23 protein-coding genes are annotated in these 23,577 nt (G+C 69.3%); 9 read left to right on the plus strand and 14 right to left on the minus strand.

All coding sequences use genetic code 11. The features are described 5' to 3' along the window. Nucleotides 1-122 precede the first annotated feature (122 nt). Entirely contained in the window at nucleotides 123-1,304 is a 1,182-nt protein-coding gene (locus E0H75_RS17840) for an alpha/beta hydrolase (protein WP_131514648.1), read from the plus strand. On the opposite strand, the gene E0H75_RS17845 is transcribed toward E0H75_RS17840, so the two are convergent. The 7 genes from E0H75_RS17845 to E0H75_RS17875 form a co-directional block, all read right to left on the minus strand. Further along, complete coding sequence (locus E0H75_RS17845) at nucleotides 1,282-1,998, minus strand: endonuclease/exonuclease/phosphatase family protein (RefSeq protein ID WP_131514649.1); 717 nt, start codon at nucleotides 1,996-1,998, stop codon at nucleotides 1,282-1,284. The two genes, E0H75_RS17840 and E0H75_RS17845, sit on opposite strands and share 23 nt — an antisense overlap. Beyond that, nucleotides 1,995-3,128, minus strand: coding sequence for an ROK family glucokinase (locus E0H75_RS17850; RefSeq protein ID WP_131514650.1), 1,134 nt, complete (start codon nucleotides 3,126-3,128; stop codon nucleotides 1,995-1,997). Before E0H75_RS17850 ends, E0H75_RS17845 begins: the two co-directional genes overlap by 4 nt. 112 nt (nucleotides 3,129-3,240) lie before the next feature. After that, nucleotides 3,241-4,212, minus strand: coding sequence for an ROK family glucokinase (locus tag E0H75_RS17855; protein WP_131514651.1), 972 nt, complete (start codon nucleotides 4,210-4,212; stop codon nucleotides 3,241-3,243). Continuing rightward, entirely contained in the window at nucleotides 4,203-4,598 is a 396-nt protein-coding gene (locus E0H75_RS17860; RefSeq protein ID WP_131514652.1) for a hypothetical protein, read from the minus strand. Before E0H75_RS17860 ends, E0H75_RS17855 begins: the two co-directional genes overlap by 10 nt. Continuing rightward, nucleotides 4,595-5,923 carry an ArsA family ATPase gene (locus E0H75_RS17865; protein WP_131514653.1) on the minus strand — a complete coding sequence of 443 codons (1,329 nt, stop codon included), beginning with the start codon at nucleotides 5,921-5,923 and terminating at the stop codon, nucleotides 4,595-4,597. The genes E0H75_RS17860 and E0H75_RS17865 overlap by 4 nt, the downstream gene beginning before the upstream one ends. Before the next feature lie 4 nt (nucleotides 5,924-5,927). Next, nucleotides 5,928-6,368, minus strand: a complete 441-nt coding sequence (locus E0H75_RS17870) for an SRPBCC family protein (RefSeq protein ID WP_131514654.1) — start codon at nucleotides 6,366-6,368, stop codon at nucleotides 5,928-5,930. A 77-nt stretch (nucleotides 6,369-6,445) separates the two neighbouring features. Continuing rightward, nucleotides 6,446-6,916, minus strand: coding sequence for a hypothetical protein (locus E0H75_RS17875; protein ID WP_202873023.1), 471 nt, complete (start codon nucleotides 6,914-6,916; stop codon nucleotides 6,446-6,448). Nucleotides 6,917-7,023: 107 nt separating this feature from the next. Between E0H75_RS17875 and E0H75_RS17880 the strand changes: the two genes are divergently transcribed. From E0H75_RS17880 to E0H75_RS17900, 5 genes are all read left to right on the plus strand, one after another. Next, nucleotides 7,024-8,823, plus strand: coding sequence for an AMP-dependent synthetase/ligase (locus E0H75_RS17880; RefSeq protein WP_131514655.1), 1,800 nt, complete (start codon nucleotides 7,024-7,026; stop codon nucleotides 8,821-8,823). Nucleotides 8,824-8,914: 91 nt separating this feature from the next. Beyond that, on the plus strand, nucleotides 8,915-9,847 hold the full coding sequence (locus tag E0H75_RS17885) for an ABC transporter ATP-binding protein (protein ID WP_131514656.1): 933 nt from the start codon (nucleotides 8,915-8,917) through the stop codon (nucleotides 9,845-9,847). Next, on the plus strand, nucleotides 9,844-10,632 hold the full coding sequence (locus tag E0H75_RS17890; RefSeq protein WP_238163094.1) for an ABC transporter permease: 789 nt from the start codon (nucleotides 9,844-9,846) through the stop codon (nucleotides 10,630-10,632). The genes E0H75_RS17885 and E0H75_RS17890 overlap by 4 nt, the downstream gene beginning before the upstream one ends. A 12-nt stretch (nucleotides 10,633-10,644) precedes the next feature. Next, nucleotides 10,645-11,874, plus strand: a complete 1,230-nt coding sequence (locus E0H75_RS17895; protein ID WP_131514657.1) for a sensor histidine kinase — start codon at nucleotides 10,645-10,647, stop codon at nucleotides 11,872-11,874. Continuing rightward, nucleotides 11,867-12,499 carry a response regulator gene (locus E0H75_RS17900; RefSeq protein WP_131514658.1) on the plus strand — a complete coding sequence of 211 codons (633 nt, stop codon included), beginning with the start codon at nucleotides 11,867-11,869 and terminating at the stop codon, nucleotides 12,497-12,499. Before E0H75_RS17895 ends, E0H75_RS17900 begins: the two co-directional genes overlap by 8 nt. Nucleotides 12,500-12,736: 237 nt before the next feature. Here the strand turns inward: E0H75_RS17900 and E0H75_RS17905 are convergent, their stop codons facing one another. Continuing rightward, complete coding sequence (locus tag E0H75_RS17905) at nucleotides 12,737-13,963, minus strand: MFS transporter (protein ID WP_238163095.1); 1,227 nt, start codon at nucleotides 13,961-13,963, stop codon at nucleotides 12,737-12,739. 67 nt (nucleotides 13,964-14,030) lie between these two features. On the opposite strand from E0H75_RS17905, the gene E0H75_RS17910 reads away from it, so the two are divergent. The 3 genes from E0H75_RS17910 to E0H75_RS17920 are packed head-to-tail and all read left to right on the plus strand — an operon-like array spanning nucleotide 14,031 to nucleotide 16,738. After that, on the plus strand, nucleotides 14,031-15,008 hold the full coding sequence (locus tag E0H75_RS17910) for an ArsR/SmtB family transcription factor (RefSeq protein WP_202873024.1): 978 nt from the start codon (nucleotides 14,031-14,033) through the stop codon (nucleotides 15,006-15,008). Between the two features lie 26 nt (nucleotides 15,009-15,034). Then, the gene (locus E0H75_RS17915) at nucleotides 15,035-15,706 is read left to right on the plus strand and encodes a DUF1345 domain-containing protein (protein ID WP_131514659.1); all 672 of its coding nucleotides are present in this window, start codon (nucleotides 15,035-15,037) and stop codon (nucleotides 15,704-15,706) included. A gap of 57 nt (nucleotides 15,707-15,763) precedes the next feature. After that, nucleotides 15,764-16,738 carry an EamA family transporter gene (locus E0H75_RS17920; RefSeq protein ID WP_238163096.1) on the plus strand — a complete coding sequence of 325 codons (975 nt, stop codon included), beginning with the start codon at nucleotides 15,764-15,766 and terminating at the stop codon, nucleotides 16,736-16,738. On the opposite strand, the gene E0H75_RS17925 is transcribed toward E0H75_RS17920, so the two are convergent. The 6 genes from E0H75_RS17925 to E0H75_RS17950 form a co-directional block, all read right to left on the minus strand. Continuing rightward, on the minus strand, nucleotides 16,739-17,890 hold the full coding sequence (locus E0H75_RS17925) for an alanine--tRNA ligase-related protein (protein WP_131514661.1): 1,152 nt from the start codon (nucleotides 17,888-17,890) through the stop codon (nucleotides 16,739-16,741). 216 nt (nucleotides 17,891-18,106) lie between these two features. Next, nucleotides 18,107-19,225 (minus strand): glycosyltransferase family 4 protein, encoded by a 1,119-nt coding sequence (locus E0H75_RS17930; protein ID WP_131514662.1) that lies wholly within the window; start codon nucleotides 19,223-19,225, stop codon nucleotides 18,107-18,109. Beyond that, nucleotides 19,222-20,466 (minus strand): M48 family metallopeptidase, encoded by a 1,245-nt coding sequence (locus tag E0H75_RS17935; RefSeq protein ID WP_131514663.1) that lies wholly within the window; start codon nucleotides 20,464-20,466, stop codon nucleotides 19,222-19,224. Before E0H75_RS17935 ends, E0H75_RS17930 begins: the two co-directional genes overlap by 4 nt. After that, nucleotides 20,459-21,916 (minus strand): hypothetical protein, encoded by a 1,458-nt coding sequence (locus E0H75_RS17940; RefSeq protein WP_131514664.1) that lies wholly within the window; start codon nucleotides 21,914-21,916, stop codon nucleotides 20,459-20,461. Before E0H75_RS17940 ends, E0H75_RS17935 begins: the two co-directional genes overlap by 8 nt. 98 nt (nucleotides 21,917-22,014) lie before the next feature. Next, nucleotides 22,015-23,067, minus strand: coding sequence for a C40 family peptidase (locus E0H75_RS17945; RefSeq protein WP_131514665.1), 1,053 nt, complete (start codon nucleotides 23,065-23,067; stop codon nucleotides 22,015-22,017). Between the two features lie 216 nt (nucleotides 23,068-23,283). Next, nucleotides 23,284-23,514, minus strand: coding sequence for a hypothetical protein (locus tag E0H75_RS17950; RefSeq protein WP_337589509.1), 231 nt, complete (start codon nucleotides 23,512-23,514; stop codon nucleotides 23,284-23,286). Nucleotides 23,515-23,577: the final 63 nt, after the last annotated feature.

Here is a 23,577-nt window from a genome sequence, read left to right on the forward strand (position 1 = left end):
GTCGGATCACCGTCGCAGCTCCCGCGCCCGCGAGTCATGAAGAAGATGTGCAGAGATCCCGAGATCGACTGCGGTCCACGCCGCGGCCGGATCGTGGCAGACTCGATCGGAGGGGCCTGACGATGTATCGCTTCCGCGACTGCGAAGTGGATCCCCGCGGTTTCGTACTCCGGCGGGGCGGCGATCAGGTGCGCGTCGAGCGCCAGGTGTTCGGTGTCCTGGTCCATCTGATCGAGCACCGCGATCGCGTCGTACCCAAGGTCGAGCTTCTCGACGCGGTCTGGGGAAACCGCTTCGTCAGCGAGTCCGCGCTGACCAGCCGGCTGAAGGACGCTCGCCGCGCCGTGGGGGACGACGGGCACCGGCAGGAAGTGATCGCCACGGTGCACGGGGTCGGTTACCGCTTCGTCGCGGCGGTCGAGGTGATGGGCGATCCGGGCCTGCCGCCGGTTCCGGCGGCGCGGATGGTCCAGGAGATCCACTACTGCGACTCCCCCGACGGCGTACGACTCGCGTTCGCGGTCTGTGGCGAGGGCCCGCCGCTGGTGAAGGCCGCGAACTGGCTCACGCACCTCGACCACGAATGGAGCAGCGTCATCTGGCGGCACTGGATCCAGTGGCTCGCGGGTGCCCACTACCTGGTCCGGTATGACGAACGCGGCAGCGGACTCTCGGACTGGGACGTGTCCGAGTTCGGTCTCGACGCGTGGGTCGAGGATCTCGAAGTCGTGGCCGACTCCGCCGGCGTGGACCGGTTCCCCTTGCTCGGTGTCTCGCAGGGCGGCGCGGTCGCGATCGAGTACGCCGTACGGCACCCGGACCGGGTCAGCCGGCTCGTTCTGGTCGGTGCCTACTCACGCGGCCGGCTCGCCCGTGCGACCTCCGACGAGGAGCGGCAGGAGGCATCCCTCGACCTGGCGCTGGGACGAGTGAGCTGGCGCCGCGACGACGCGACGTTCCGGCAGGTGTTCGCCAGCCAGTTCCTGCCGGACGCGCCGCGGGAGACGTGGGACGCGTTCAACGAACTGCAGCGGGCCACCACGTCCGTGGAGAACGTCGTACGGTTCCTGGACGCGTTCGCGCACATCGATGTCTCAGCCGTGGCGCCGAATGTTCGCTGTCCCACTCTGATCGTGCATGCACGGCGCGACATCCGGGTGCCCGAGTCGCAGGCGCACGAACTGGCCAAGCTCATCCCGGGCAGCCGGCTGGTGTTCCTGGACAGCGGCAACCACATCATCACCGAGCACGAAGCCGCCTGGCCGGTGCTGGTCAGCGAGGTCAACCGATTCCTGGCGAACTGAGCTCGATCAGCATCGGGAGGTGGTCCGATGCGGCGGGGAGGTCGGGGCGCGCCGAGGCGGGGACGGGGATGATGCGGGCAGTCAGGTTGGGACTGGCGTGGGCGCCGTCGATGCGCTTGTGGGGGTTGGAGGAGCTGTACGTCGGGCCGGCGTCGGCGCCGAGGTCGGTGAGGCCCTCGGCGGCGAGACGCTTCCAGACCGGGCCGTCGGGCTCTTCGTTGAGATCGCCGACGAGGAGGTACGGGAGGTTGAAGGAGCGGCAGCCTCGCAGGACCTGTTCGAGTTCGTGCCGGCGGCCGCGGATGTGCAGGCCGAGGTGGCAGACGATCAAGGCCAGATTCGTCGGGCCGAGGGTGACGCGGCCGCCGACGGCGCCGCCGGGGAGCTGGGTCGCGATGAGGTTGAGCCGGCGTCGTACGAACGGGCGCCAGATCCGCCAGTGCAGCGGCTCCACCAGATCGGTGCCATCGGCAACCAGGATCGCGTTCCGGGCCGACGCGGCGACGTACAGCATGCCGAAGCTCGCCGCCATCGCACGCCGCTTCCGCCGGGTCCCCCACCAGGTCGGCGCTTCCTGCACCAGCATCACGTCCGGCGCACACACCCTCACCACCCGCGCGAGCGCAGCCCGATCATCCCCCCACCGATGCACGTTGTACGACAACACCCGCAGCAGAGGCGGGCCTTCACTCATGCTTCAGGGTCGCCGTTCAGGTCCGCGTGCTGGAGGTCGGGGTCGGCGCGCATTCCGGTACGCCGGGCGGCCGACTTGCGGGCTGCTCGTTCGAGCCGCGTGGAGCGACTCCGGGCGGCCGCGGTCTTCGCGGTCACGGCGGTCGTCTTCACGCGGACCCGGCGCAACCAGGTCGCCTCTTCCCGAGCGAGGTCAGCAGCACCGACGAGACCAGCCTCCGGGCCGAGGACAGCACGCACGATTCGCGCCTCCGGTCGGAACCCGCGACCGGTCAGCGTCCGCTTGAACGCCTCCCGGGCCGGCGCCAGCAGCAGCTCCCCAGCGTCCGACACACCGCCACCGATCACGAACGTGCCCGGATCCAGCGCGGCGGCCAGGTTGGCCAGACCGATCCCGAGCCACCGGCCGACGTCCTCGAGCAACTCGACCGCTACCGGATCGCCGTCCTTGGCCAGCTCGGTCACCATCGGACCGTTGATCTTGCGCGGATCGCCGCCGGCCGCGCGCAACAGGTTGTGCGCCACCGGCGAACCCGACAGCGCCAGCTCCCGCGCCTCCCGGGTCAGCGCGTTGCCGGACGCGTACTGCTCCCAGCAGCCGCGGTTGCCGCACTCGCACCGATGCCCGCCCGGCACGACCTGCATGTGCCCGAACTCGCCCGCGATACCGAACTTCCCGCGCTGCAGCGCACCGTCGTTCAGGATCGCGCCGCCGATGCCGGTGCCGAGCGTGACACAGACCAGGTGGCTCTCACCCTGCCCGCCGCCGAAGCGCCACTCCGACCAAGCCGCCGCGTTCGCGTCGTTCTCGACCACGACCGGCAGCCCGAGCCTGCGCTCGACCGCGTCCCGCAGCGGCTCGTGCCGCCAGGCCAGGTGCGGTGCGAACAGCACCGACGACCGGGTCCCGTCGACGAACCCGGCCGCGCCGATGCCGACCGCGATCACGTCGTGCCGGGACTCCAGGTCGCGGACGATCTCCGCGATCGCGTCCTCGGTCTCCTTCGGATCCGTCGTCGGCGTGTCCCGCCGCACCCGGTCCAGGATGTTGGCCTCCGGGTCGACCACCCCGGCGGCGACCTTGGTCCCGCCGATGTCGATCCCGATCGTCAAAGCCTGCGTCAGAGCCACTGCACGACCCTCCTCGCCGTACCCCCAGCCCCCGCCGGACTAGGTCGTGTCTGCTCGCTACGGCGCGTGACCAGCAGACACGACCTGACTCCAGTATCCCGCGCGGCGCCGATCACCGGGTCTTCTCCGCGGGTGGGGCGGGGCGACGGGCCAGGTCGGCGGCGCCGATCAGGCCGGCGTCGTTGCCCAGTTCGGCCAGCCCGAACGACGGGTGCGGGCGGTTGGCCTTGGCCGGCAGGTTCCGCTCGAAGGCGACCTGGGCGGACTTCATCAGCAGGTCCTTCGCCGCACTCACGCCGCCGCCGATCACGATCGTGGTCGGGTCGAACATGGTGGCGAGACTCGCCAGGCCCTCCCCCAGCCAGCGGCCGAGGTCCTCCAGCAGTTCGACCGCACACGGGTCTCCGGCGGCCGCTGCCTCGGTGATCATCGGCCCGGTCAGCTCGGCCGGGTCGGAGATACCGCACTCGGTCAGCATCTGCATCGCCGCCAGCGAACCTGCCTCCGCCTGCGCCCGCCCCTCACGGACCAGCGCACGCCCGGACGCGTACTGCTCCAAGCACCCCCGCGATCCACACCCACACCGATGCCCACCCGGTACGACGCGCATGTGGCCGAGCTCGGCCGCCACGCCATAAGCACCGCGCAGCAACTCGCCGCCGATGACGACCCCGCCGCCGATCCCGGTGCCGATGGTCAGACAGAGCATGTGCTCGACGTCCTTCGCGGCGCCGAAGGCGAACTCACCCCAGGCCGCCGCGTTCGCGTCGTTCTCGACCACGACCGGGATCTTCAGCTGCTCCGCGACCCGGCGGCCGAGCGGCTCGTCCCGCCAGGCGAGGTTCGGCGCGAACAGCACCGTCGACCGGTCCGAGGACACGAACCCGGCGGCGCCGATCCCGACCGCCTCCACGTCGTGCGCGGCGATCAGCTCGGCCGCGGCGTCGCAGATCGCCGCCGCGGTCTCGTCGACCGAGTCCGCCGGGGTGTCGCGATGCGCGCGGGCACCGATCGTGCCGTCCGCGTCGACGACGCCTGCCGCGATCTTCGTTCCGCCGACATCGATGCCGATGGTCAGTCCCATGGTTCGGGGTCCTCACTCACGTCGATCCGGTCCACCTTCGGCCGGCTCGGCTCGTCCTCCTGCTTGGCGGGGCGCGACGCTGCGTCCTCCTGGGCCTGCCGGGCTGCCGCAGCGGCTGCCTCCAGCAACGATCGCACCGAGCCGAGTACGTGCGCGGCCGCGGTGGACAGCTGCTCGATCGTCTCCGGGCTGGTGTTCCGCACCTTGTGGATCAGCTGGCAGACCGGGCACCAGACGCAGTCCGGCCCGAGCTTGTGCTGGTGCTCTTCATCCGCTGCAGGTGTCTGTTCGGAATGCTTCGTCGCATCCACATCAGCCGCATGCTGGAGTACGGCGAACAGCTTGGCCGCCTCCTCGGCGAGGCTACCGACCGGCTCCTTACTCAACGGCCCTCCCCGATCGCTGTCTCGCGCGCACGCTGCTGTGACAGCTGCTCGTGGTACTCCGCTGTCAGGCCCTGCGCCAACTCCTGCGCGGACTCCAGCGGTCCACTCCCGCTCGGCACCTCGCCGGACGGCACCGGACGCGCCGACTCGCGCGGAGCGAACCGCACCTGCAGCCGTCCCTCGTCCAGTCGTGCACCCGCGACCACTCCACGGGCGAGCGCCGCCGGAAGCGGCAGCACCCGGCGGTACGACCCGACCGTGATGATCAGCTCGTCGCCATGCCGGGCCAGCTCCAGCTCGCTCGCTGAGGCCAGCGGCAACGGCATGGTCAGCGTGTACGTGCGGCCGTCGGTGTCGATGTGCCGGTCCACCCACAGCGACGTCTCGTCCGTGGCCCGGGCGAACGGGTCGTCTCCGCCGTACATCTCGACCGCGAAGGCGGCCAGTTCCTCGACGCCCACCGGCTCACAGACCCGGTACGGCGATTCCCAGATCGGCAACGGCCGGAACGAGTCGGCGACCTCCTCGAGGATCCCGCGTTGCGCCGCGACCCACTGACGCCGCCAAGAGTCCGCACCCGCGGCCGGGAACACGCGGTTCGCCACGACACCGTCCACGCGGTAGCCGTACAGCGACAGGCGAGTCAGCGAACGCCGCGCCTCAGCGACGACCACAGCCTCCGGCGTGAGCACCAACCGCACCGATGCGTCCGGACCAGCCAGCAACGTGCGGATGTCCGACAGGTCGCTCTGCAACCGCCGCAGCGCGTCGAAGACTGTGTCGTCCGGCACCGGGATGCCCGACGGACGACTCAGGAACGGCCGGAAGGTCCGCATCACCTTGCGCTCGGCGTTGAAGATGCGGCCCATGTACCAGTTCAGGGCCTCGGGCAACGCCAGCAGGCGGAGCGTCTCGGCGGTCGGCGCGCAGTCGACGACGATCACGTCCCAGCGCCCGGACCGGAAGTGGTCGCGCACCTCGAGCAGCGCGAGCACCTCCTCCGCACCGGGCAGCACGGTCAGCTCCTCGGCCTCCATCGGGTCGACGCCGACCATGTTCAGCACCGAGCGCAGGTACGCCTGGATGTCGCCCCAGGACCGCTCGAACCGGCGCTGCGCGTCGATCTGCTGCACGAACAGCAGGTCGTCGACCTCGGTCGGCTCACCACCGACCTCGCAGTCGAACGCGTCCGACAGCGAGTGCGCGGCATCGGTCGACAGCACCAGCGTGCGCAGCCCGCGCAGCGCGGCGAGCGTGGCCGTTCCCGCGGCGGAGGTCGTCTTGCCTACGCCGCCCTTACCCGTGTACAGCAGGACCCGAGTCACGGACTTACGACTCGACGCGCTTCTTGAGGCCCTTCAGGGCGGTGTCGATGATGACCTTCTCGGCCTTGCGCTTGAGCATGCCGATCATCGGGATCGCCACGTCCACAGCGAGCCGGTACGTCACCTCGGTCCCCTCCTGGCCGTCAGGACCCAGGTCGCGCAGCACATAGGCGCCGTCCATCCCCTTCACCATCTTGGCCTGCACCAGCGTCCAGGTCACCTCGTTGCGGGACCACGTGTACGCCAGCGTGTACTCGTCCGAGATCGCCCCGGCGTCGACCCGGAAGCGTACCTGCTTCGGCCGGCCGGCCTCGTCGGTGGACAGCACCTCGGTCTCCCGCATCGAGTCGGCCCATTCCGGGTACGCCGCGAAGTCCGCGATCACCGCCATGATCTGCTTCGGGGTCGCGTTCACCACGATGGTCGAGGTGGTCTGTTCCGCCATTGATACACCTCTTAACTGCCAGGGCTGGTGGTGCGGGAGCTGATGGGAACTGCAAGAACTGAAAGTGCGTGGTGATGCTAGTTGCCGGGGCTGGTGGTGCGGGAACCGGTGGGACGAGTGATGCGAGGACGGCCGGGTGCGGTGTCCTCACCGGAGACTATCGCGGGATCGGATCCGGGACGGTGCTCGCCCGCCGCGCGGCCTGCCTCGGCTTCGTCCTTGAACCGCCACATCCGCTCCCGGTACGCCGCGACGTACCGCTCACCCAGCCTGGCCAGAGCCCGGCCGCGGACCGGCCGGCGCGGATCGACACGCAGGTACCAATGCACCACGACCCCGTCGCGGACCGGCTCCAGCCACCACTCCGCCGTACCGACGGCCGCGCCGGTCACCGACCAGCGCACGCCCTCCAGGCCGCGCCGCTCGGACGGGGTCAGGGTCAGGTCCGGCCACCACTCGCGCCAGAGGGTGTCCGAACCGAGCCGCTCGGCGACGTAGGCTGGATCAGCAACGACCAGGTCGTCGCAACTGAGGTCGAGCGTGGGCATTGCTGCGGGCACCTGTTCCTTGGGTCACATGAACCTGGCTACTTATGGGTAGGTGACTGTAGCGTGCGCCGGAAGTCGACAATTCGTGACCGACTGAGGAGACGCGGATGCGTGAGTACACCGTTCCTGCTGTGACCGAGCCACCCACCGGGAGCCTGAGCGACCCCGTCTGGGCGAACGCGTCCTCCCATCCTGACACCGCTGTGTTCAGCCGGCGGGTCGGGTCGGACTCAGGGGGAGGCTGGCTCGACGTCTCCGCGGCCGAGTTCGCCCGCCAGGTGACCGGCGTCGCGAAGGGCCTGATCGCGGCCGGCGTGAAGCACGGCGACCGGGTCGCCCTGCTCAGCGCCACCCGGTACGAGTGGACCCTGATCGACTACGCGATCTGGACCATCGGCGCGGTCACGGTGCCGATCTACGAGACCTCGTCGGCGTCGCAGGTGCAGTGGATCCTGACCGACTCCGACGCGGTCGTCGCGATCACCGAGAACGCCGCGCACGGCGCGGTGGTCGAGTCCGCCCGGTCAGAGGCGCCGCACCTGCAGGAGGTCTGGCAGATCGAGGCGGGAGCGGTCGACGAGCTGACCGTGCTCGGCCAGGAGATCAGCGACTCCGAGTTCGACAAGCGCCGTACGGCGGTCGTGCCGAGCGACCTGGCCACGCTCATCTACACCTCCGGTACGACGGGCCGCCCGAAGGGCTGCAAGATCAGCCACTCGAACTTCCTGGACGAGCTCGGCCCGGCGGTGAAGATCCTGGACGGCCTGTTCGACGTCAACGGCGCGAGCACGCTGCTGTTCCTGCCGCTGGCCCACGTGTTCGCCCGGATCATCCAGGTCGGCTGCGTGATGAAGATGGTCAAGGTCGGCCACACCGCCGACGTGAAGAACCTGGTGCCCGACCTCGGCGAGTTCAAGCCGACGTTCATCCTCAGCGTGCCGCGGGTGTTCGAGAAGGTGTTCAACTCGGCCAGCCAGAAGGCGCATTCGGAGGGCAAGGGCAAGATCTTCGACGCTGCCGCGGACACCGCGATCGCGTACTCGCAGTCGCAGGACAAGGGCGGCGCGTCGTTCGGGCTGAAGGCCAAGCACGCACTGTTCGACCGGCTCGTCTACAGCAAGCTCCGCAACGTCCTCGGCGGCCAGGTGCAGTACGCCGTCTCCGGCGGCGCGCCGCTGGGTGACCGGCTCGGCCATTTCTTCCGCGGCATCGGCGTACCGGTGCTGGAGGGCTACGGCCTGACCGAGACCACGGCCGCGGTGGCGGTGAACCTGCCTGACGACATCCGCATCGGGACCGTCGGCCGGCCGCTGCCCGGGGTCTCGGTCGGGGTCGCGGGCGACGGCGAGCTGCTGTTCAAGGGCGGCCAGGTGATGCAGGGCTACTGGAAGAACGACGAGGCGACCGCCGCCGCGATCGACGCGGACGGCTGGTTCCACACCGGCGACCTGGGTGAGTTCGACGTCGACGGCTTCATCAAGATCACCGGCCGGAAGAAGGAGATCCTGGTCACCGCGGGCGGCAAGAACGTCGCGCCGACCGTACTGGAGGACCAGATCCGGCTGCACCCGCTGGTCAGTCAGTGCATGGTCGTCGGCGACGGCAAACCGTTCATCGCGGCACTGATCACGATCGACCCGGAGACAATCGTGCCGTGGGCAACAGAGCGCGGGAAGCCCACCGACGTCGCGTCCCTGACCGCCGACGAAGACCTGATCGCCGAGATCCAGAAGGCCGTCAACGAAGCCAACGGCTCGGTCTCCAAGGCTGAGGGAATCAAGAAGTTCCACATCCTCGAGACCGACTGGACGCAGGAGACCGGCGAACTGTCCCTCAAGCTCTCGCTCCGCCGCCACATCGTGATGAAAAACCACGAGGCCGACGTCGAGGCCCTCTACACGAAGTAGGCGGCGTACCCCGGTATCAGCCGATTGGTTGATGGTGGGTCGATCTTGATGGGCGATGTGGGTTGGGTGGGTCGTCCGCGAGGCTCGGTGTATGACCACGGCGAGTACGAGAACGGCGGCCCGCGGGGCTGTCGTCGAAGTCAGTAATCTGCGCAAGTCCTACGACGACCGGACCGTCGTCGACGGTGTGTCGTTCACCGTCGAGGAGGGCGAGATCTTCGGGATCCTCGGTCCGAACGGTGCCGGCAAGACGACCACGGTCGAGTCCATCGAGGGCCTGCGGGTCCCCGACGCGGGCCGGATCCGGGTCGCCGGGCTCGACCCGGTCGCCGATCACGCGGCGGTGACCCAGGTCCTCGGCGCCCAGCTCCAGGAGAGCGAGCTGCAGGCGAAGCTCACCGTGCGCGAGGCCCTCGAGCTGTACGCCGCCTTGTACCCGAACCCGGCCGACTGGCGGCCGCTGGCCGAGCGCCTCGGCCTGACCGCTCACCTGAAGACCCGGTTCGGCGTCCTCAGCGGCGGCCAGAAGCAGCGGCTGTTCATCGCACTCGCGCTGATCGGCAACCCCAGGGTGGTCGTCCTCGACGAGCTTACGACCGGGCTCGACCCGCGCGCCCGCCGCGACACCTGGGAGATCGTCGAGGACGTTCGTGCGCGCGGCGTCACCGTTCTGCTCGTCACGCACTTCATGGAGGAAGCGCAGCGGCTGTGCGACCGGATCGCCCTGATCGACAAGGGCCGCATCACCGCGCTCGACACACCGCGTGGCCTGATCAGCCGGACGGCCGGATCGACCGTCATCTCGTTCACACCATCGGCACCGCTCGACGAGGAGGAGCTCGCCGCACTGCCGGCGCTGGCTTCCGCCGAGTACAAGGACGACCGGATCACGCTCGGCGGGACCGACGACACCGTCACGGCGTTGCTCTCGCTCCTCGCCCGGCACCGCATCACCGCGCACCAGCTCAGGGTCACCGACGCCACGCTGGACGACGCCTTCCTCGACCTGACCGGAGCTGCATGATGACCACCACCGCCACCGTTCCGGCCGCGACTCCTCGCGGCACTGCCTCTCCGTTCGCCGCCGTACTGCGTACCGAGGCCAGGCTGTTCCGGCGCGAGCCGGGCATCCTCTTCTGGACGCTGGGTTTCCCGCCCGTGCTGCTGGTCATCCTCGGCAGCATCCCGTCGTTCCGGAAAGTCGACGCCGGACTCGGCGGCCTCCGCCTGATCGACCTGTATGTGCCCATCCTGGTGCTGGTCGCGCTGATCGTGACCGGCCTGCAGACGATGCCGCCGGTCATCACCGGCTATCGCGAGCGCGGCATCCTGCGCCGGATGTCGGCGACTCCGGTCCGTCCGTCCGCCCTGCTGATCGCGCAGATGGGACTGAACGGCGCCACGGCGCTGGTGTCGGCGCTGGTCTGCCTCACCATCGGTCGGCTCGCCTTCGACGTGAAGCTTCCGCAGCAGGCGTTCGGGTACGCGCTGGCGCTGCTGCTCACCGCCGCCGTCGCGCTGGCCATCGGTGCGCTCGTGACCGCACTCGCCGGTACGGCGAAGGTCGCCAGCGCGATCGGCTCCGCGGTGTTCTTCCCGAGCATGTTCTGCGCCGGTGTGTGGCTGCCGGTGCAGAACATGCCGGATGTCCTCCGGCACATCGTCGAGGCGACCCCCTTCGGAGCGGCGGCCCGTGCGCTGGGCCAGGCCGCGGCCGGAGACTGGCCGGCGTGGTCGCACCTCGGCGTACTCGCCGCCTGGGCGATCGTGCTCTCGGCGGCCGCCATCCGCTGGTTCCGCTGGGAGTAGGAGACTGACAGGGTGACGACAGCGGAAGCGGACATCGATCGGCGGCAAGAGGTGTTCCGGCGGTGGCAGCCGCTAGGTCTGCTCGTCCTCGGAGCCCTCCTGTCGGCCGCCACGGTCGAGCTGATCATGCCGACCGCGGCTCGACAGATCACGGCCGCGACCCTCGTCGTCGCGGCCGTGCTGCTCCAGCTCTGGTGGGGCGACCGCACCCGCCGCGGTCCGAGCCGGCTGTCGGTCGCGTACTACGCCATCCGCTACGTGATCGGCTTCGCGCTCACCCTGACGAACCCGTTCTTCGCCTTCTACACCGTGGCGGGGTACTTCGATGCCGAGGAACTGATTCCCGGCCGACGCTGGAGACGAGTCGCGCTGTTCGCCTGCTCGATCCCGGTGGCGGGGGCGCAGACCAGTGGGATCCCGGTCGACGGCGGGATGAAATGGGTCGTTTTCGCGGTCCTGCTGGCGGGCAACAACGTGATGCTGACGCTCGTCACCCACTTCAGCGAACAGGAAGAACAACGGTCCCGGGGCCGAGCGGCCACCATCCTCGAGCTCCAGCAGGCCCGCGACGAGAACGCCGCGCTGCAGGCTCAACTCCTCGTCCAGGCACGGGAAGCGGGCATCGCCGACGAACGCCGGCGGCTGGCCGCGGAGATCCACGACACGATCGCCCAGGGCCTGACCGGCATCATCGCCCAGCTCCAGGCGGTTGCGACCACGTCCGACCATGAGGCCGCGCGAGAGCACGTCGGCCGCGCGACCGAACTGGCCCGGCACAGCCTGGGCGAGGCCCGCCGCTCGGTCCACAACCTCGCGCCCGCGGGTCTGTCGTACGACGGACTTCCCGAGGCGCTGCACAAGACGGTCGACCAGTGGGCGGACCGTACCGGCGTACGCACGGAGTTCACGCTGACGGGTACGGCGGAGCACCTGCACGGAGAGGTCTCGGCCACCCTCCTGCGTATCACTCAGGAGGCCTTGGCGAACGTGTCCAAGCACGCGGCCGCGACCAGGGTCGGGGTCACTCTCAGCTTCATGGACGACGAGGTCACGTTGGACATCCGCGACGACGGCAAGGGGTTCGAACCGATGGCACTGCCCTCCCGCAGCAGCACCGGAGGCTTCGGCCTGGAGGGCATGCGCGCCCGGGCCGAACGGATCGCCGGCTCGCTCACCGTCGAGGCCGAGCCAGGCTCCGGTACGGCGGTGTCGGCTCGCGTACCGTTGGTGCTCCATGAGTGAGATCTCGCTGCTTCTCGTCGACGACCATCCGGTCGTCCGCAACGGCCTGCGCGGCATGTTCGAGTCGGTGCCCGGCTTCACCGTGCTCGCGGAGGCGTCCGACGGCGTGGAGGCGGTCGCGCTGGCCGCCGACCTCGACCCCGACGTGATCCTGATGGATCTGCGGATGCCGGGCGGCGGCGGGCTCGACGCCATCAAGGAACTGAGCCGCCGCGGCGCTCGCGCGAAGGTCCTGGTCCTCACCACCTGGGACACCGATGCCGACACCGTGCCCGCGATCGAGGCCGGTGCGACGGGCTACCTGCTCAAGGACGCCCCACGGGACGAGCTGTTCACGGCGGTGCGCGAAGCGGCGGCCGGGCGGACGGTCCTCTCCCCTGCCGTTGCTTCCCGTCTGGTCTCCGCGGTCCGCACGCCGGCGCCGAGTCCGCTGGCTCCCCGGGAACGCCAGGTCCTCGCACTCGTTGCCATGGGCACCTCGAACCGCGAGATCGCCCGCGAGCTGTTCATCAGCGAAGCGACGGTGAAGACGCATCTCAGCCACCTGTTCACCAAGCTCGGCGTGAACGACCGCGCCGCGGCGGTCGCGAAGGGCTACGAGCAGGGCATTCTGGGCCGGGACTGACTGCAACTCAGGGGAAGGACCCGGCACGCAGCAACGCGCTGGGCAGGGTCTTGCCGAGTTGCTTCTCCAGCCACCCGGCCGAGGCAATGGTCTCGGCGAGGTCGAGCGTCGTACTCCAGCCCATCCGTCGGAGCAGATAGAGCAGGTCCTCGGTCGCGAGATTGCCAGTGGCCGCCGGCGCGAACGGGCGCGTTGCCTGTTCGAGCGCGCGCTGCGGGAGATCAGTGGCGACACCGATCAGCCGGGACGGCTCGTCACTGCGCCGCTGGTGGTGCGGTCGAGCGCCTGACGGGCGATCAGCAGGGTGGCCGCCGTACCGAGGACTCCGGCGGCGGCGATGGTGAGGTTTGGCGCGAGGAAGGTGCCGACGACACCGGCCAGCGCGATACTCACGCCCTGGATCGCCATCAGGCCGCTGGTCTGGACGGTGAACAGGCGGCCTCGGTACGACGGCTCGACCGCCTGCAGGATCAGCGGGTCGATGCCCTGGTTGAACGCGTACCCGGCGCCGGCGATCGCCAGCAGCACGGCCGCGATCGGGACGTTCGGCGTGGCCACAAAGGCGATTGCGGGGAGCTGACTGGCGAGCAGCAAGGGAACGACGAGCCGTCGCCGCGTGGAAGGGGGAAACCGCGCGACGACGAGCTCGCCGAGTACTGTGCCGGCTGCGTAGCCGGTGAAGAGAGCGCCCGCCTTCGCGGCCACCGAACCCGCTTGGGCGGTGTAGGCGACCGCGAGTCCGTCCGGGACCGAGGAGAAGGCCGGCGCGACCCAGGTCAGCATGATCAGGTTGCGGAGCCGGGCGTTGGCGAACAGGTAACGCAAGCCCGTCCAGGAGTCGGCGATCGTGGTGCTCGAACGGCTGCCAGCCGGGGTGTACGGCGTACCGAACCCGATGAGGAGCGCGGACGCGAGGAACGTCGCCGAGTCGAGCGCGAGCAGCCAGGTGGAGCCGATCGCGGCGACCGCGATCGCGCCCAGCGCGAATCCCATCAGCACGGTCACCTGGCTGATTGCCCGAAGCAACGAACGTCCGATCGGGAAGAGGTCCTGCGGCAGCAACTGCGCCAGACTCGCCGCCCGCGCCCCGGCGAAGACCGGCGCGATGATCCCGCTCACCAGCAACAACCCGAGCAACGCGGCCACCGGCATACCCGGGATCACCATCACCCCGATGCACACCGCGCTCAACACATCGCAAATCACGAGCACCCGTCGCGCCGGGAACCGGTCCGCCACCGACGAGAGCAGTACTCCGCCCAGCGCATAAGGCAGGAAGGAACACACCAGCACCAGTGCCGACAACAACGCCGACCCGGTCCGCTCGAACACCACGATCGACAGGGCGACCTGAGCCGCGACCGTCCCCACCATCGACACCGCGTGCGCCAGGAACACGCTCCGCATGCCAGGAACCTGGAGGACGGATCGATAGCCGTACGTCGCCGGGGTACTCACACTCACGCCGCGAGCGTGCACGATGAAGATCGACCGGGCGTAGAGTTTTGGGTGTGGCCGAAAGTTCTGTGCGATGACGGTGTTGCGGTTCACGCAGAAGGACGCGTTGCGGTGCCGGTTCGGGGCCTCGCAACTGTGGGAGACGATGTCCGCGGTGCGGGTGCTGCACGGACTGAAGCACCGGCAGTTGTACCTGCCGTGGGTCGCGGCGAAGCGGGAGGCGGCGGCGCAGCTGGATCTGCGCGGATTGAAGGCACTGCAGCCTCGCGTCGGGTTCACGCCTGACTTCCTGACCCCGCCGCCGAAGGCGTCCCGGGCGAAGTTCGCGACCGAGATCGCGCGCGTCCGCAGTACGCCGCTCGATCGGGTCCGGGCCGAGTTGATCCGGTCCCGCGACGAACTGAACAACCCCGCCGCGCCGGAGATCAACCGGATGCTCGAGGACCCGGCCGGAGCTCGGGAACGGCTCGCGGACGAGATCGAGACCGCGTGGACCACGCTGATCCGGCCCGACTGGCCAATGATCAGCCGCGTCCTCGAGGACGACATCGCCTACCGCGGCCGCCAACTCACCGACGGCGGACTGGCCGGGTTGTTCGACGACCTGCACCCGACGCTCACCTGGGAGGACGACCGCCTGGTCGCCGCCCGCCACCGCGATCAGGATCGAGAGCTCACCGGCCAGGGACTCCTCCTCGTTCCAGGAGTCTTCCAGTGGCCGTACCTCGTGATGGTCGTCGACCCGACGTACCAACCCACCGTGGTCTACCCAGCCCGCGGAGCCGCCCGGCTCTGGTCCGATGCGCCTGCTCCCCCGGACCCGCTTGCCCGTCTGCTCGGTCGCACCCGTGCCACCCTCCTCGTCGCATTGGACCCGCCGTCCACGACCAGTGCGCTCGCCGCGGAGTACGGATTGGCACTGGCCACGGTCGCCGAGCATCTGGCCGCTCTCCACGACGCGGGTCTGGCCTCACGGCGTCGTACGGGTCATCAGGTGCACTACCGACGTACCGAAGTAGGACAGGCGGTCGTCGACGCCTCCGTCGGTTGAGGGCAGTCGCGGGTCAGAATGCTGGAGTGAACAAGGATCCGAAGACTGCGGCACGCAGTATGCGCCACATCCGGCGCTGGCCGGCTTCGCTGGCGGTGATCGCGGCACTGGTCCTTCAACTGCTCGTGCCGACCGAGATCAGCACCTTGCCGCGCTGGCTGATGCCCGCCATCGGCGCGGCCTTGCTGATCCCCCTGGTCTGGGCGAACCCGTTCCACCTGACCCGCGACGAGCCGTGGTTGCGCTGGGTCGAGATCGTGCTGCTCGCCGTACTCGTGCTGGTGAACGCGTTCTATCTGACCGGGCTGATCCTCTTCCTCGGCTCCGGTGAGGCCGACAACGGCAGGGTGCTGGTCAAGGCGGCGCTGCTGATCTGGGTGACGAACGTCGTCGCCTTCGCCGTCTGGTACTGGGAGATCGACCGTGGCGGACCCTTCGCGCGGGCACCCGAGCACGAGCGCGAGGCGGAGCGGGCGGACCTGCTGTTCCCGCAGATGACGGTCGACCTGCCGGGCTGGGACCGTTGGCTGCCCGGATTCACCGACTACCTGTTCGTCGCGTTCACCGCCGCGACCGCGTTCAGTCCGACCGACACAATGCCGCTGAGCGCCCGCGTGAAGACGCTGATGACGATCCAGTCGGCGATCGCGCTGCTCACCGTCGGGATCGTCGCGGCCCGCGCGATCAACGTGCTCTGACCACCTGCCGAGAATCGCGCTCGACAGCCATGTAATGGGCATGAGACTGTTATGCCCATGTACAGCACGAAGTCGGTGGGGTTGGGGTTCGCGGTCTTCTCCGCGGTCACTTTCGGTGGGTCGGGGCCGTTCGCCAAGGCCCTGATCGGGGCCGGCTTCTCACCGGAACAGGCGGCCTGGTTACGCATCCTCGGCGCCGCCGCCCTGCTCGTGCCGCTCGCGCTGGCGTTCCGCGGCTCCGCGGGTCTGCGCGCCGCCCGCGCGTCCTGGAAGGCCCTCGTCCTCTACGGCCTGACCGGGATCGCGGGCTGCCAGACGCTGTTCTTCATCGCGGCCAGCCGGCTGCCGGTGGGCGTCGCGCTGATGCTGGAGTTCTCCGGGCCGGTGCTCGTGGTCGCGTGGCTCAAGTTCGGTCAGAAGGTCGCCGTACCGCGGACCGCCGCGGTCGGGGTCGGCATCGCGTTGATCGGTCTGGCCACGGTGGTGGAGATCTGGTCCGGCGTACAGATCGACGCGGTCGGCCTGATCGCGGGTCTGGCCGCGGCCGCGTGCCAGGCGACGTACTTCATCCTGATCGAGAAGCTGACCGGTGCCGCGGATCCGCTGGTCATGACCGCGGCCGGCAGTGTGGTCGGTGCGGTCGTGCTGACCGCGATCTCGGCACCCTGGGGCGTCCCGTGGCACACGCTGGTCGACACGATCGCGATCGGCGACCGGCACGCGCCGGGCTGGCTGCTGGCCGGCTGGCTGATCGTCGTCAGCACGGTCGTCGCCTACCTGGCCGGCGCCGCCGCGGTGCAGCGGCTGTCGGCGGCCATCGGCGGCGCGGTCGCGTACGTCGAGGTGGTTGCCGCCAGCATCTTCGCCTGGATCCTGCTGAACGAGACGCTGCGGACCAACCAGATCATCGGCGGCGTCATCGTCCTGGCCGGCGCCTTCGTGGCCCAGTCGTCGGTCGGGAAGGTCGTCCCTCCGGAGATCCCGGATTCCGACACTCCCCGCACCGACGTCCTGGACCCGGCCGGCATCTGACTACCGCAACGAGTCCACGAGTTCCCGCGGCAGGCCGTGGGTCTCGTGCAGGTACTCGTAGTCGGTGTCGTCGAGCGACTTGTGGAACCGCTCGTGGCTGAGCACCTTCCGGCCGCGGTCGAGCAGGTTGCTGAACCGGATCTCCTCGTCGATCAGAATCCGCCGCACCAGCGTGACGGTCTCGCCCTGGTGGAAGTGGTTCAGCGTGTGCTCGAACAACTCCAGCGGCAGATCTGACAGCGTTCGCGACTCGTCGTCGCGCCACAGGATCGTCAGCACCCGGCGGATCAGCCGACGCAGCACGTAGCCGCGGCCGGTGTTCGACGGATGCACGCCGTCGCCGACGATCACCATGCTGGAGCGCAGGTGGTCGATCACGATCCGCTGGGACTGCTCGTCGAGCCGCCACAGCTTCGGCACGATCCGCATCCACGGCTCGAACAGCGAGGTCTCGTAGACCGAGTCCTTGTCCTCCAGCAGCATGGTCAGCCGCTCGAGGCCGAGCCCGGTGTCGATGTTCTGCTGCTTGAGTTCCTCGAGCGATCCGTCGTCGAGGCGGCGGTAGCGCATCATCACGTGGTTCCACACCTCGACCCAGCGCTTGTCCGTGCTCGGCGTACCCTCCGGGTCGCCTTCGCCGGTCCAGACGAACATCTCCGAGTCGGGGCCGCAGGGACCGGTCGGGCCGTTCGACCACCAGTTGTCGTCGGTGGTCAGCTCGATCGGCACGCCGAGCTCCTGCCAGGTCTGCAGTGACTCCTGGTCGAGCGGCACCTGGTCGTCACCGCCGAACACGGTCACGTACAGCCGGCCCGGGTCAATCGTGAAGCCCTCGGTCAGCAGTTCGTAGCCCCAGCGCAGGGTCTGGCTGCTGCCGTAGTCCCCGAGCGACCACGAGCCGAGCATCTCGAACACGGTGAGGTGGGTCGGATCCCCCACCTCGTCGAGGTCCGTGGTGCGCAGGCATCGCTGCACACCGGTGAGTCTGTGCCCCAGCGGATGGGGTTCCCCTTCCAGGTACGGCGTCAGCGGATGCATCCCGGAGGTCGTGAACAGCACGGGATCACCCAGGCGTGGGATGAGCGTGGAACCCGTGGTCGGAACGTGGCCCCGGTCGAGGAAGAAGTCGATGAAAGTCCTGGTGATGGTCATGATTGTGGTTCCTTGTCTGTACTGACCGGAACCAGACCACCGGGCTACGGAAACAACAACACCGGCGAACCGTTTCCGGTCGCCGGTGGAAGTTTCAGGATGTCAGGCCGCGGCAGCCGGAGAGCATTGAGCTCGTACGGCTGCGGCAAGTCGGGACATCTGATGCATATCCGCAGAATACACGAACCGACCACAGGTTCGTCCACCGCGTTCTGGTCACACCTCGAGGAGCTCCCGCAGTACGGCGCCGCTGCGGTCCCACGACCACTCGCGTCGTACCCAGTCGCGGCCCGCCGCGCCCATCGCCCGGGCGTGTGCAGGGTCGGAGAGGAGCTCGGCGATCCGTACGCCGACCGGGACCGGGTTGTACGGGTCGACCAGGTAGCCGGTCTCGCCGTGGCGGACCGTGTCACCGGCGCCGCCGGAGTCCCCGACTACGACCGGCTTGCCGGTAGCGGACGCCTCCAGCGTGACGATCCCGAGCGCCTCCGGCTCGAACCCGAGCCGCCGGGTCCGGCACGGCATCGCGAACACATCCGCGGCATCGACGTACGGCGGGATGTCCGCCCACGGAACCGGCCCGGTGAACACCACGGACGGCCGGACACCGACCGCAGCCGCGAGCCCTTCGAGACGCTCGCGATCGGGACCACCACCGACGAGCAGGAGCATCGCCGACGGTACGGAGGCCAGGACGCGCGGCCAGGCGCGGATCAGAGTGTCCTGCCCCTTGCGTGGAATCAGCCGCGACACGCAGGCGACGAGCGGGACGCCCTCGAGCCCGAGTCCCTTGCGGACCTGCTCTCCCCCGCAATCCGGGATGAATCGCTGGGTGTCGACCCCGGGCGTCAACCGCCGCATCCGACGTACCGCGGCCGACGACAACGCTGGAGCAATCTGGTCCGCGCACCACGACGACACGGTCGTCACCGTGTCCGCGGCGTCGCCGATCCGCCGCAACGCCTGCCTCGTGCCGGGTACGCCGGCCCACCATGTCTCATGCCCGTGGGTCATCGCGACGATCCGCCGCGCCCCGGCCCGTCGCAGCGCCGGTCCCATCAGGCCGAGTGGCGCGGCCGCGCCGAACAGCACCCGGTCGGCGTCGTACTCGCGCATCAGGCGTACGGCGTACTTCGTGACGCGGGCCGTCGGCAACAACATCGCGGTCCGGTCCCGTACCACCGGGAACCGCAGACCGGCGTCGTACACCGCGTCGCCAGGCGAGCGGGAGGTGTAGACGACCACCTCGTCGAGCTGATCGCACAACGATCGGACGAACGTCTCGATCCCGCCCTGCCGCGGCGGGAAGTCGTTGGTGACGACGAGGACGGTCATCGGTCGACCAGCGGCGGGACGGTCTCGCCGTGTGCGGTGGCCCAGGCCCGGCCCATCGCGATCCGCTCCGGCGCGGTCGGGTGGGTGGCGAACATCCAGTACCGCCAGCGGTTCGGGTCCAGACCAGAGATGTTCGTGACCGCCAGGTCGTGCTGCATCGCGACGAAGTCCTGCGGGTCGTGCGTCAGCTCGAGCGAGTGATGGTCCGCGCGGGCCTCGATCTTGCGGCTGACCAGGTTCTGCACCGGCGAGGCGAGCGTCGTACCGACGACGATCAGGGCCAGCAGCATCGCCGTACGCCGTGGGTCGGCCATCCGGGCCCCGAGCAACAACTTCAGCAGCGTCACCGCGAAGGCCGCGCCGAGGACGCCAATCAGTGTGCCGTGCAGTACGTCGTTCTCCGCGGCGTGCCCGAGCTCGTGCGCGACCACGAGTCGGATCTGCGCGGGTGGGGTGTCCTTCAGGAGCGTGTCGTAGACGACCAGTCGACGGGTCGATCCGAAGCCGGAAACGTAAGCATTCAAGGCGGTTGTGCGCTTGGACGCGTCCGCCACCAGCACATCCTTCACCGGTACGCCGTCGTCGGCGGCCAGTTTCATCAGGTCGTCGCGGAGCGCGCCGGCCGACATCGAGGTGAAGGAGTTGAACCGCGGCTCCACCAGCACCGGGTAGGCGAACGAGACTCCGAGCACCAGCAGCGCGGCCACGATTGCCGCGGGCAACCACCAGCCCTGCCGCCAGCGCTTCGCCAGTGCGATCAGACCGAGGGCGACGACCGCCAGCGCGAACGACATCAGCAGCCAGTTGACCGCGCGGTCGCGGGTCCACAGACCCCAGCCCTGCACCGAGAGGCCGTACTTCCGGGAGACCCGCTCGGCCATCACGTCGGTCGGCACGGTGATCAGGCTGGTGATCAGCCCGAGCCCAGCGACCAGCAGCGGTACGACGATCCACCAGCGGCGAAGGCGGATCGCGTCGTACAGGCGGCGGCCCAGCGGGCTGAAGCCGATCACCAGCGGGACCAGGACCGAGAGCACCCAGGAGGTCGTTGACCACGGCAACAGCTCGTGCCGGAACGCGTTCTGGCGGGCGATCTCGGCTGGGGTGAAGTCCAGGACCGTCTCGGGCTTGGGCAGGTCGATCAGATGCCAGGGCGTCGTGATGACGATCGCCAGGACCAGAGCGACGGCGAGGATCAGGGCGGACGCACGGGGTGTCCACCGTGCGGCCGACTCAGACACCGGCGAGCCTCTTGAGGTACTTCTGCCACTCGACGACGAACTCGGCCTCGGTCATGTCCAGTACCGACTTGAACGCGTCCGCCAGCCCCGTCGAACTCTTCGACGCGTGCACCGCGCGGTAGAACTTCACCAACTTGCTCTGCCCCTCGCGCTCGGCGATCAGCCGGCAGGCGAGCCAGGCCGACTCGTACGCCTGCGGAAGGTCCTTCGCCGACGCCGCGAACGACTGCGTGGTGGGCAGAGTGGCCGGCACGTCGCCCGCCCGGATCGCCTTGAACAACTCCTTTGCGGCCGACTCGTCCTGCACGGGGACGGCGGTGAAGGCAACGTAGTCCGCGAACCCTTCGGCCAGCCAAAGCGGAACCGGTGACGCGGTGGCCGTCGACGCGACGTGCGTGGTCTCGTGGGTCAGCACGATCCGGCGGCCCTGCTTGCCGAGCTCCTCGAAGAGCTTCGGGTTCGCCACGATCCGCACCGGCGCACCGACCTGTGGCGTGTCCAGCTCTGCCATCGTGACGGCTGCGATCTGGGTATACGTGTTCGGCGCGGCGCCGAGAATGGCCTCCATCTGGGCCTGTTTGGCGGGCAGGTAGACGATCACCTTCTGCCGCCAGTTGGTCTTCCCCCAGACCTCGCTGACCGACTCGGCCGCACGATCCGCGACGGAGAGGTAGGTCTTCGCATCCGACTCCGAGCCCAGACTGATGACCAGGCTGTGCTCGCTCTTGGCCACATCGATCGGGCCGAGCGTCCAGATCGGCCGCCGCTGCCCGGCCACGAACCGCTCCGAGAACGAGGCCGCGAACGTCGTCCCGTCGCGGGAGACGAAAGTGACCGGGAGCATCTCGCGGGCCGGCTTCGTGTCGTAGCCGGCGAGCTGCCAGGAGACCTCGACCTGGGCCAGCCAGGACTCGGACCCGCCGAGCTCGGCCTGCCGGTCCGGCGTCAGCGCGCCGGTGTCATCACTCACGTAGCGCAGGGTGAAGGAGCCGATCGGGAGGTTGGTCAGGTTGGCGAAGATCGTCCGGGCGGCGGCCCGGAACTCGGCCGCCCGCGGGTCGATGGTGGCCAGGAACTCGGTGCGGTTGTCGTTCTCGACCGCGTCGGCCATCTTCTGCAGCACCGCTTCGCCGGCGACGGCACGTCGTACCCCTTCGGCCGCCTCGTCGGGCGTCGTGGAGGTCTGCGGCGGCTGGGCGACGGGCGAGTTCGGATCGGCCGGAGCGTCGGCGATCTGCCGGAGTCCGGCGTACCCGGCGCCGGCGACCAGGCAGATGGCGAGGCCGAGCGCCACCTTCTTCACGATCGGACCGAAGGCCGGTGGCAGCTTGCGCACGAGCGGCTGCGGCGGGTGATCGTCCGGGGGAACCACCGGGAGAGGCACCGTGTCGCCCTGCTCGTCGATCACCTCGGCCCCTCGCTGCTCACCTGCCCCAGTCAGGCGGGACACTACGTGCCTCCTCCGACAGTAGAGCACTTGGACGATGGTGAAACGACTCGGCTCCGGGGGAAGTGCCCCGGAGCCGAAGAGTATGTCAAGGGTGCAGGTCAGCCCGGACGGACCGCGGTGTTGTACGGCATCAGGTCGATCGGGTCGGTCTTCACCGGCTTGCCCGGACGGCTCGCGTGCACGATCCGGCCGTTGCCGATGTACATCGCGACGTGGCTGATCGGCGAGTAGTAGAAGACCAGGTCGCCCGGCATCAGCTGGCTCTTGCTGACCCGGCGGCCCTCGCTCGCCTGCGCCTTCGAGGAGTGCGACAGCGAGACGCCGGCCTTGCCCCAGGCGTACATCATCAGGCCGGAGCAGTCGAAGGAGTCTGGCCCGTCGGCACCCCACACGTAGGAGTCGCCGAGCTGGGCCATCGCGGTCTGGACCGCCGTACCGGCGCGGCCGTTGACCGGCACCGGAAGACTGTCGTCCATCCGGTCCTCGTCACGGCTCGGGCGCTCGTCGCGAGCGTCCTCGGCTTCCTTCTCGTTCTCCGCCTGGATCTTCGCCCGCTCCGCGTCGCTGAGCTTGTCGAGGACCTTCTCGGCCGCGTCCAGGTTGGTCTGGATCTGCTTCTTCAGCGTGTCCTGCTGGGCCTGCACGGCCTTCAGCGAGGCCAGCTCGGACTGCTCGCTGGCCTGCAGGTCGCCGAGCTTGCCCTGGGCCTGCTGGAACCTGCGGAGGGCCGAGTTCTGCTGGCCGGCGAACGCCTGCGCGGTGGAGGCCTGGCTGAGGAACTGGTCGGGGTTCGTCGACAGCAGCAACTGCGCCGTCGTCGTCATCCCGGAAGTCTGGTACCCGGCGACCGCCAGGGAGCCGATCTGCCGCTTCACCGCGTCCACCTGGGCCTGCTGCTTCGCGATCCCAGCCTGCAGCGCCTTCACCCGGACAGCCGACGCGCTGATCTGCCCGCGCAGATCGTTGGCCGACTCACCGGCCTCCTCCGCCTTGTGCTGCAGCGTGGCGACCTGCTTCTTGGCCTGGTCCAGGGTGGGCTTCGGATCCGCGTCCGCTCCCGTCTGGATGAAGATCACGCCCGCAGCGACAGCCGTGCTGGTGATGGCGGCGAGGGCGATTCCCTTGGTGCGGTTGATGCGTCCGATGGACACAGCCCGGTCGGTCCCTTCCTCTGCTCGACGCCGTCCCCGTCGACCACGCCGGCCGCGGGTCTGCACCCACGTCCGCCGACGGGTCACTCCCTCGGCATTGCCGCTGCCCGGCCGGCCCGATCAGCCGACACCCTGAGGCAACGAGACGTAACAGTAGTGACCGTTTCGTGACCAGTGCAATTCGCCCCTCGGGTTTGATCCAAAATTAACGAAGGATCATCCCGACCCAACGGCCGTTTCACCTTCTCCGTCAGGGGTTGGGGCAGCAGCGTCCGGCTCGATGCTGCTGACAGCGTGCACGAGGCGTAACGGCGGCACGAGTCCGGACTCGGCCAGCACGTCCAGGGCGGCGCGCTCGTCGTCATCGATCCGCAGGGTGCCGGACCGTTCCGCCGAGAAGCCCAGCACCACCGTGACCACGCAGTCCTGGCAACCCGGACCCTTCATCACACAAGCGTCGCAGTCGATCAGCACAACGTCCTCCAAAGTGGGGAAGCACCCGGACTTGCA

The organism is Kribbella capetownensis, assembly GCF_004331485.1.
Classification (GTDB): domain Bacteria; phylum Actinomycetota; class Actinomycetes; order Propionibacteriales; family Kribbellaceae; genus Kribbella; species Kribbella capetownensis.

Excerpts from the sequence above, each read along its gene's own strand:
- E0H75_RS17840 (WP_131514648.1), top strand. The coding sequence starts at position 123 with ATGTATCGCTTCCGCGACTGCGAAGTGGATCCCCGCGGTTTCGTACTC.
- E0H75_RS17845 (WP_131514649.1), bottom strand. The coding sequence starts at position 1,998 with ATGAGTGAAGGCCCGCCTCTGCTGCGGGTGTTGTCGTACAACGTGCAT.
- E0H75_RS17855 (WP_131514651.1), bottom strand. The coding sequence starts at position 4,212 with ATGGGACTGACCATCGGCATCGATGTCGGCGGAACGAAGATCGCGGCA.
- E0H75_RS17870 (WP_131514654.1), bottom strand. The coding sequence starts at position 6,368 with ATGGCGGAACAGACCACCTCGACCATCGTGGTGAACGCGACCCCGAAG.
- E0H75_RS17875 (WP_202873023.1), bottom strand. The coding sequence starts at position 6,916 with ATGCCCACGCTCGACCTCAGTTGCGACGACCTGGTCGTTGCTGATCCA.
- E0H75_RS17880 (WP_131514655.1), top strand. The coding sequence starts at position 7,024 with ATGCGTGAGTACACCGTTCCTGCTGTGACCGAGCCACCCACCGGGAGC.
- E0H75_RS17885 (WP_131514656.1), top strand. The coding sequence starts at position 8,915 with ATGACCACGGCGAGTACGAGAACGGCGGCCCGCGGGGCTGTCGTCGAA.
- E0H75_RS17890 (WP_238163094.1), top strand. The coding sequence starts at position 9,844 with ATGATGACCACCACCGCCACCGTTCCGGCCGCGACTCCTCGCGGCACT.
- E0H75_RS17900 (WP_131514658.1), top strand. The coding sequence starts at position 11,867 with ATGAGTGAGATCTCGCTGCTTCTCGTCGACGACCATCCGGTCGTCCGC.
- E0H75_RS17910 (WP_202873024.1), top strand. The coding sequence starts at position 14,031 with ATGACGGTGTTGCGGTTCACGCAGAAGGACGCGTTGCGGTGCCGGTTC.
- E0H75_RS17920 (WP_238163096.1), top strand. The coding sequence starts at position 15,764 with ATGTACAGCACGAAGTCGGTGGGGTTGGGGTTCGCGGTCTTCTCCGCG.
- E0H75_RS17925 (WP_131514661.1), bottom strand. The coding sequence starts at position 17,890 with ATGACCATCACCAGGACTTTCATCGACTTCTTCCTCGACCGGGGCCAC.
- E0H75_RS17930 (WP_131514662.1), bottom strand. The coding sequence starts at position 19,225 with ATGACCGTCCTCGTCGTCACCAACGACTTCCCGCCGCGGCAGGGCGGG.
- E0H75_RS17950 (WP_337589509.1), bottom strand. The coding sequence starts at position 23,514 with ATGAAGGGTCCGGGTTGCCAGGACTGCGTGGTCACGGTGGTGCTGGGC.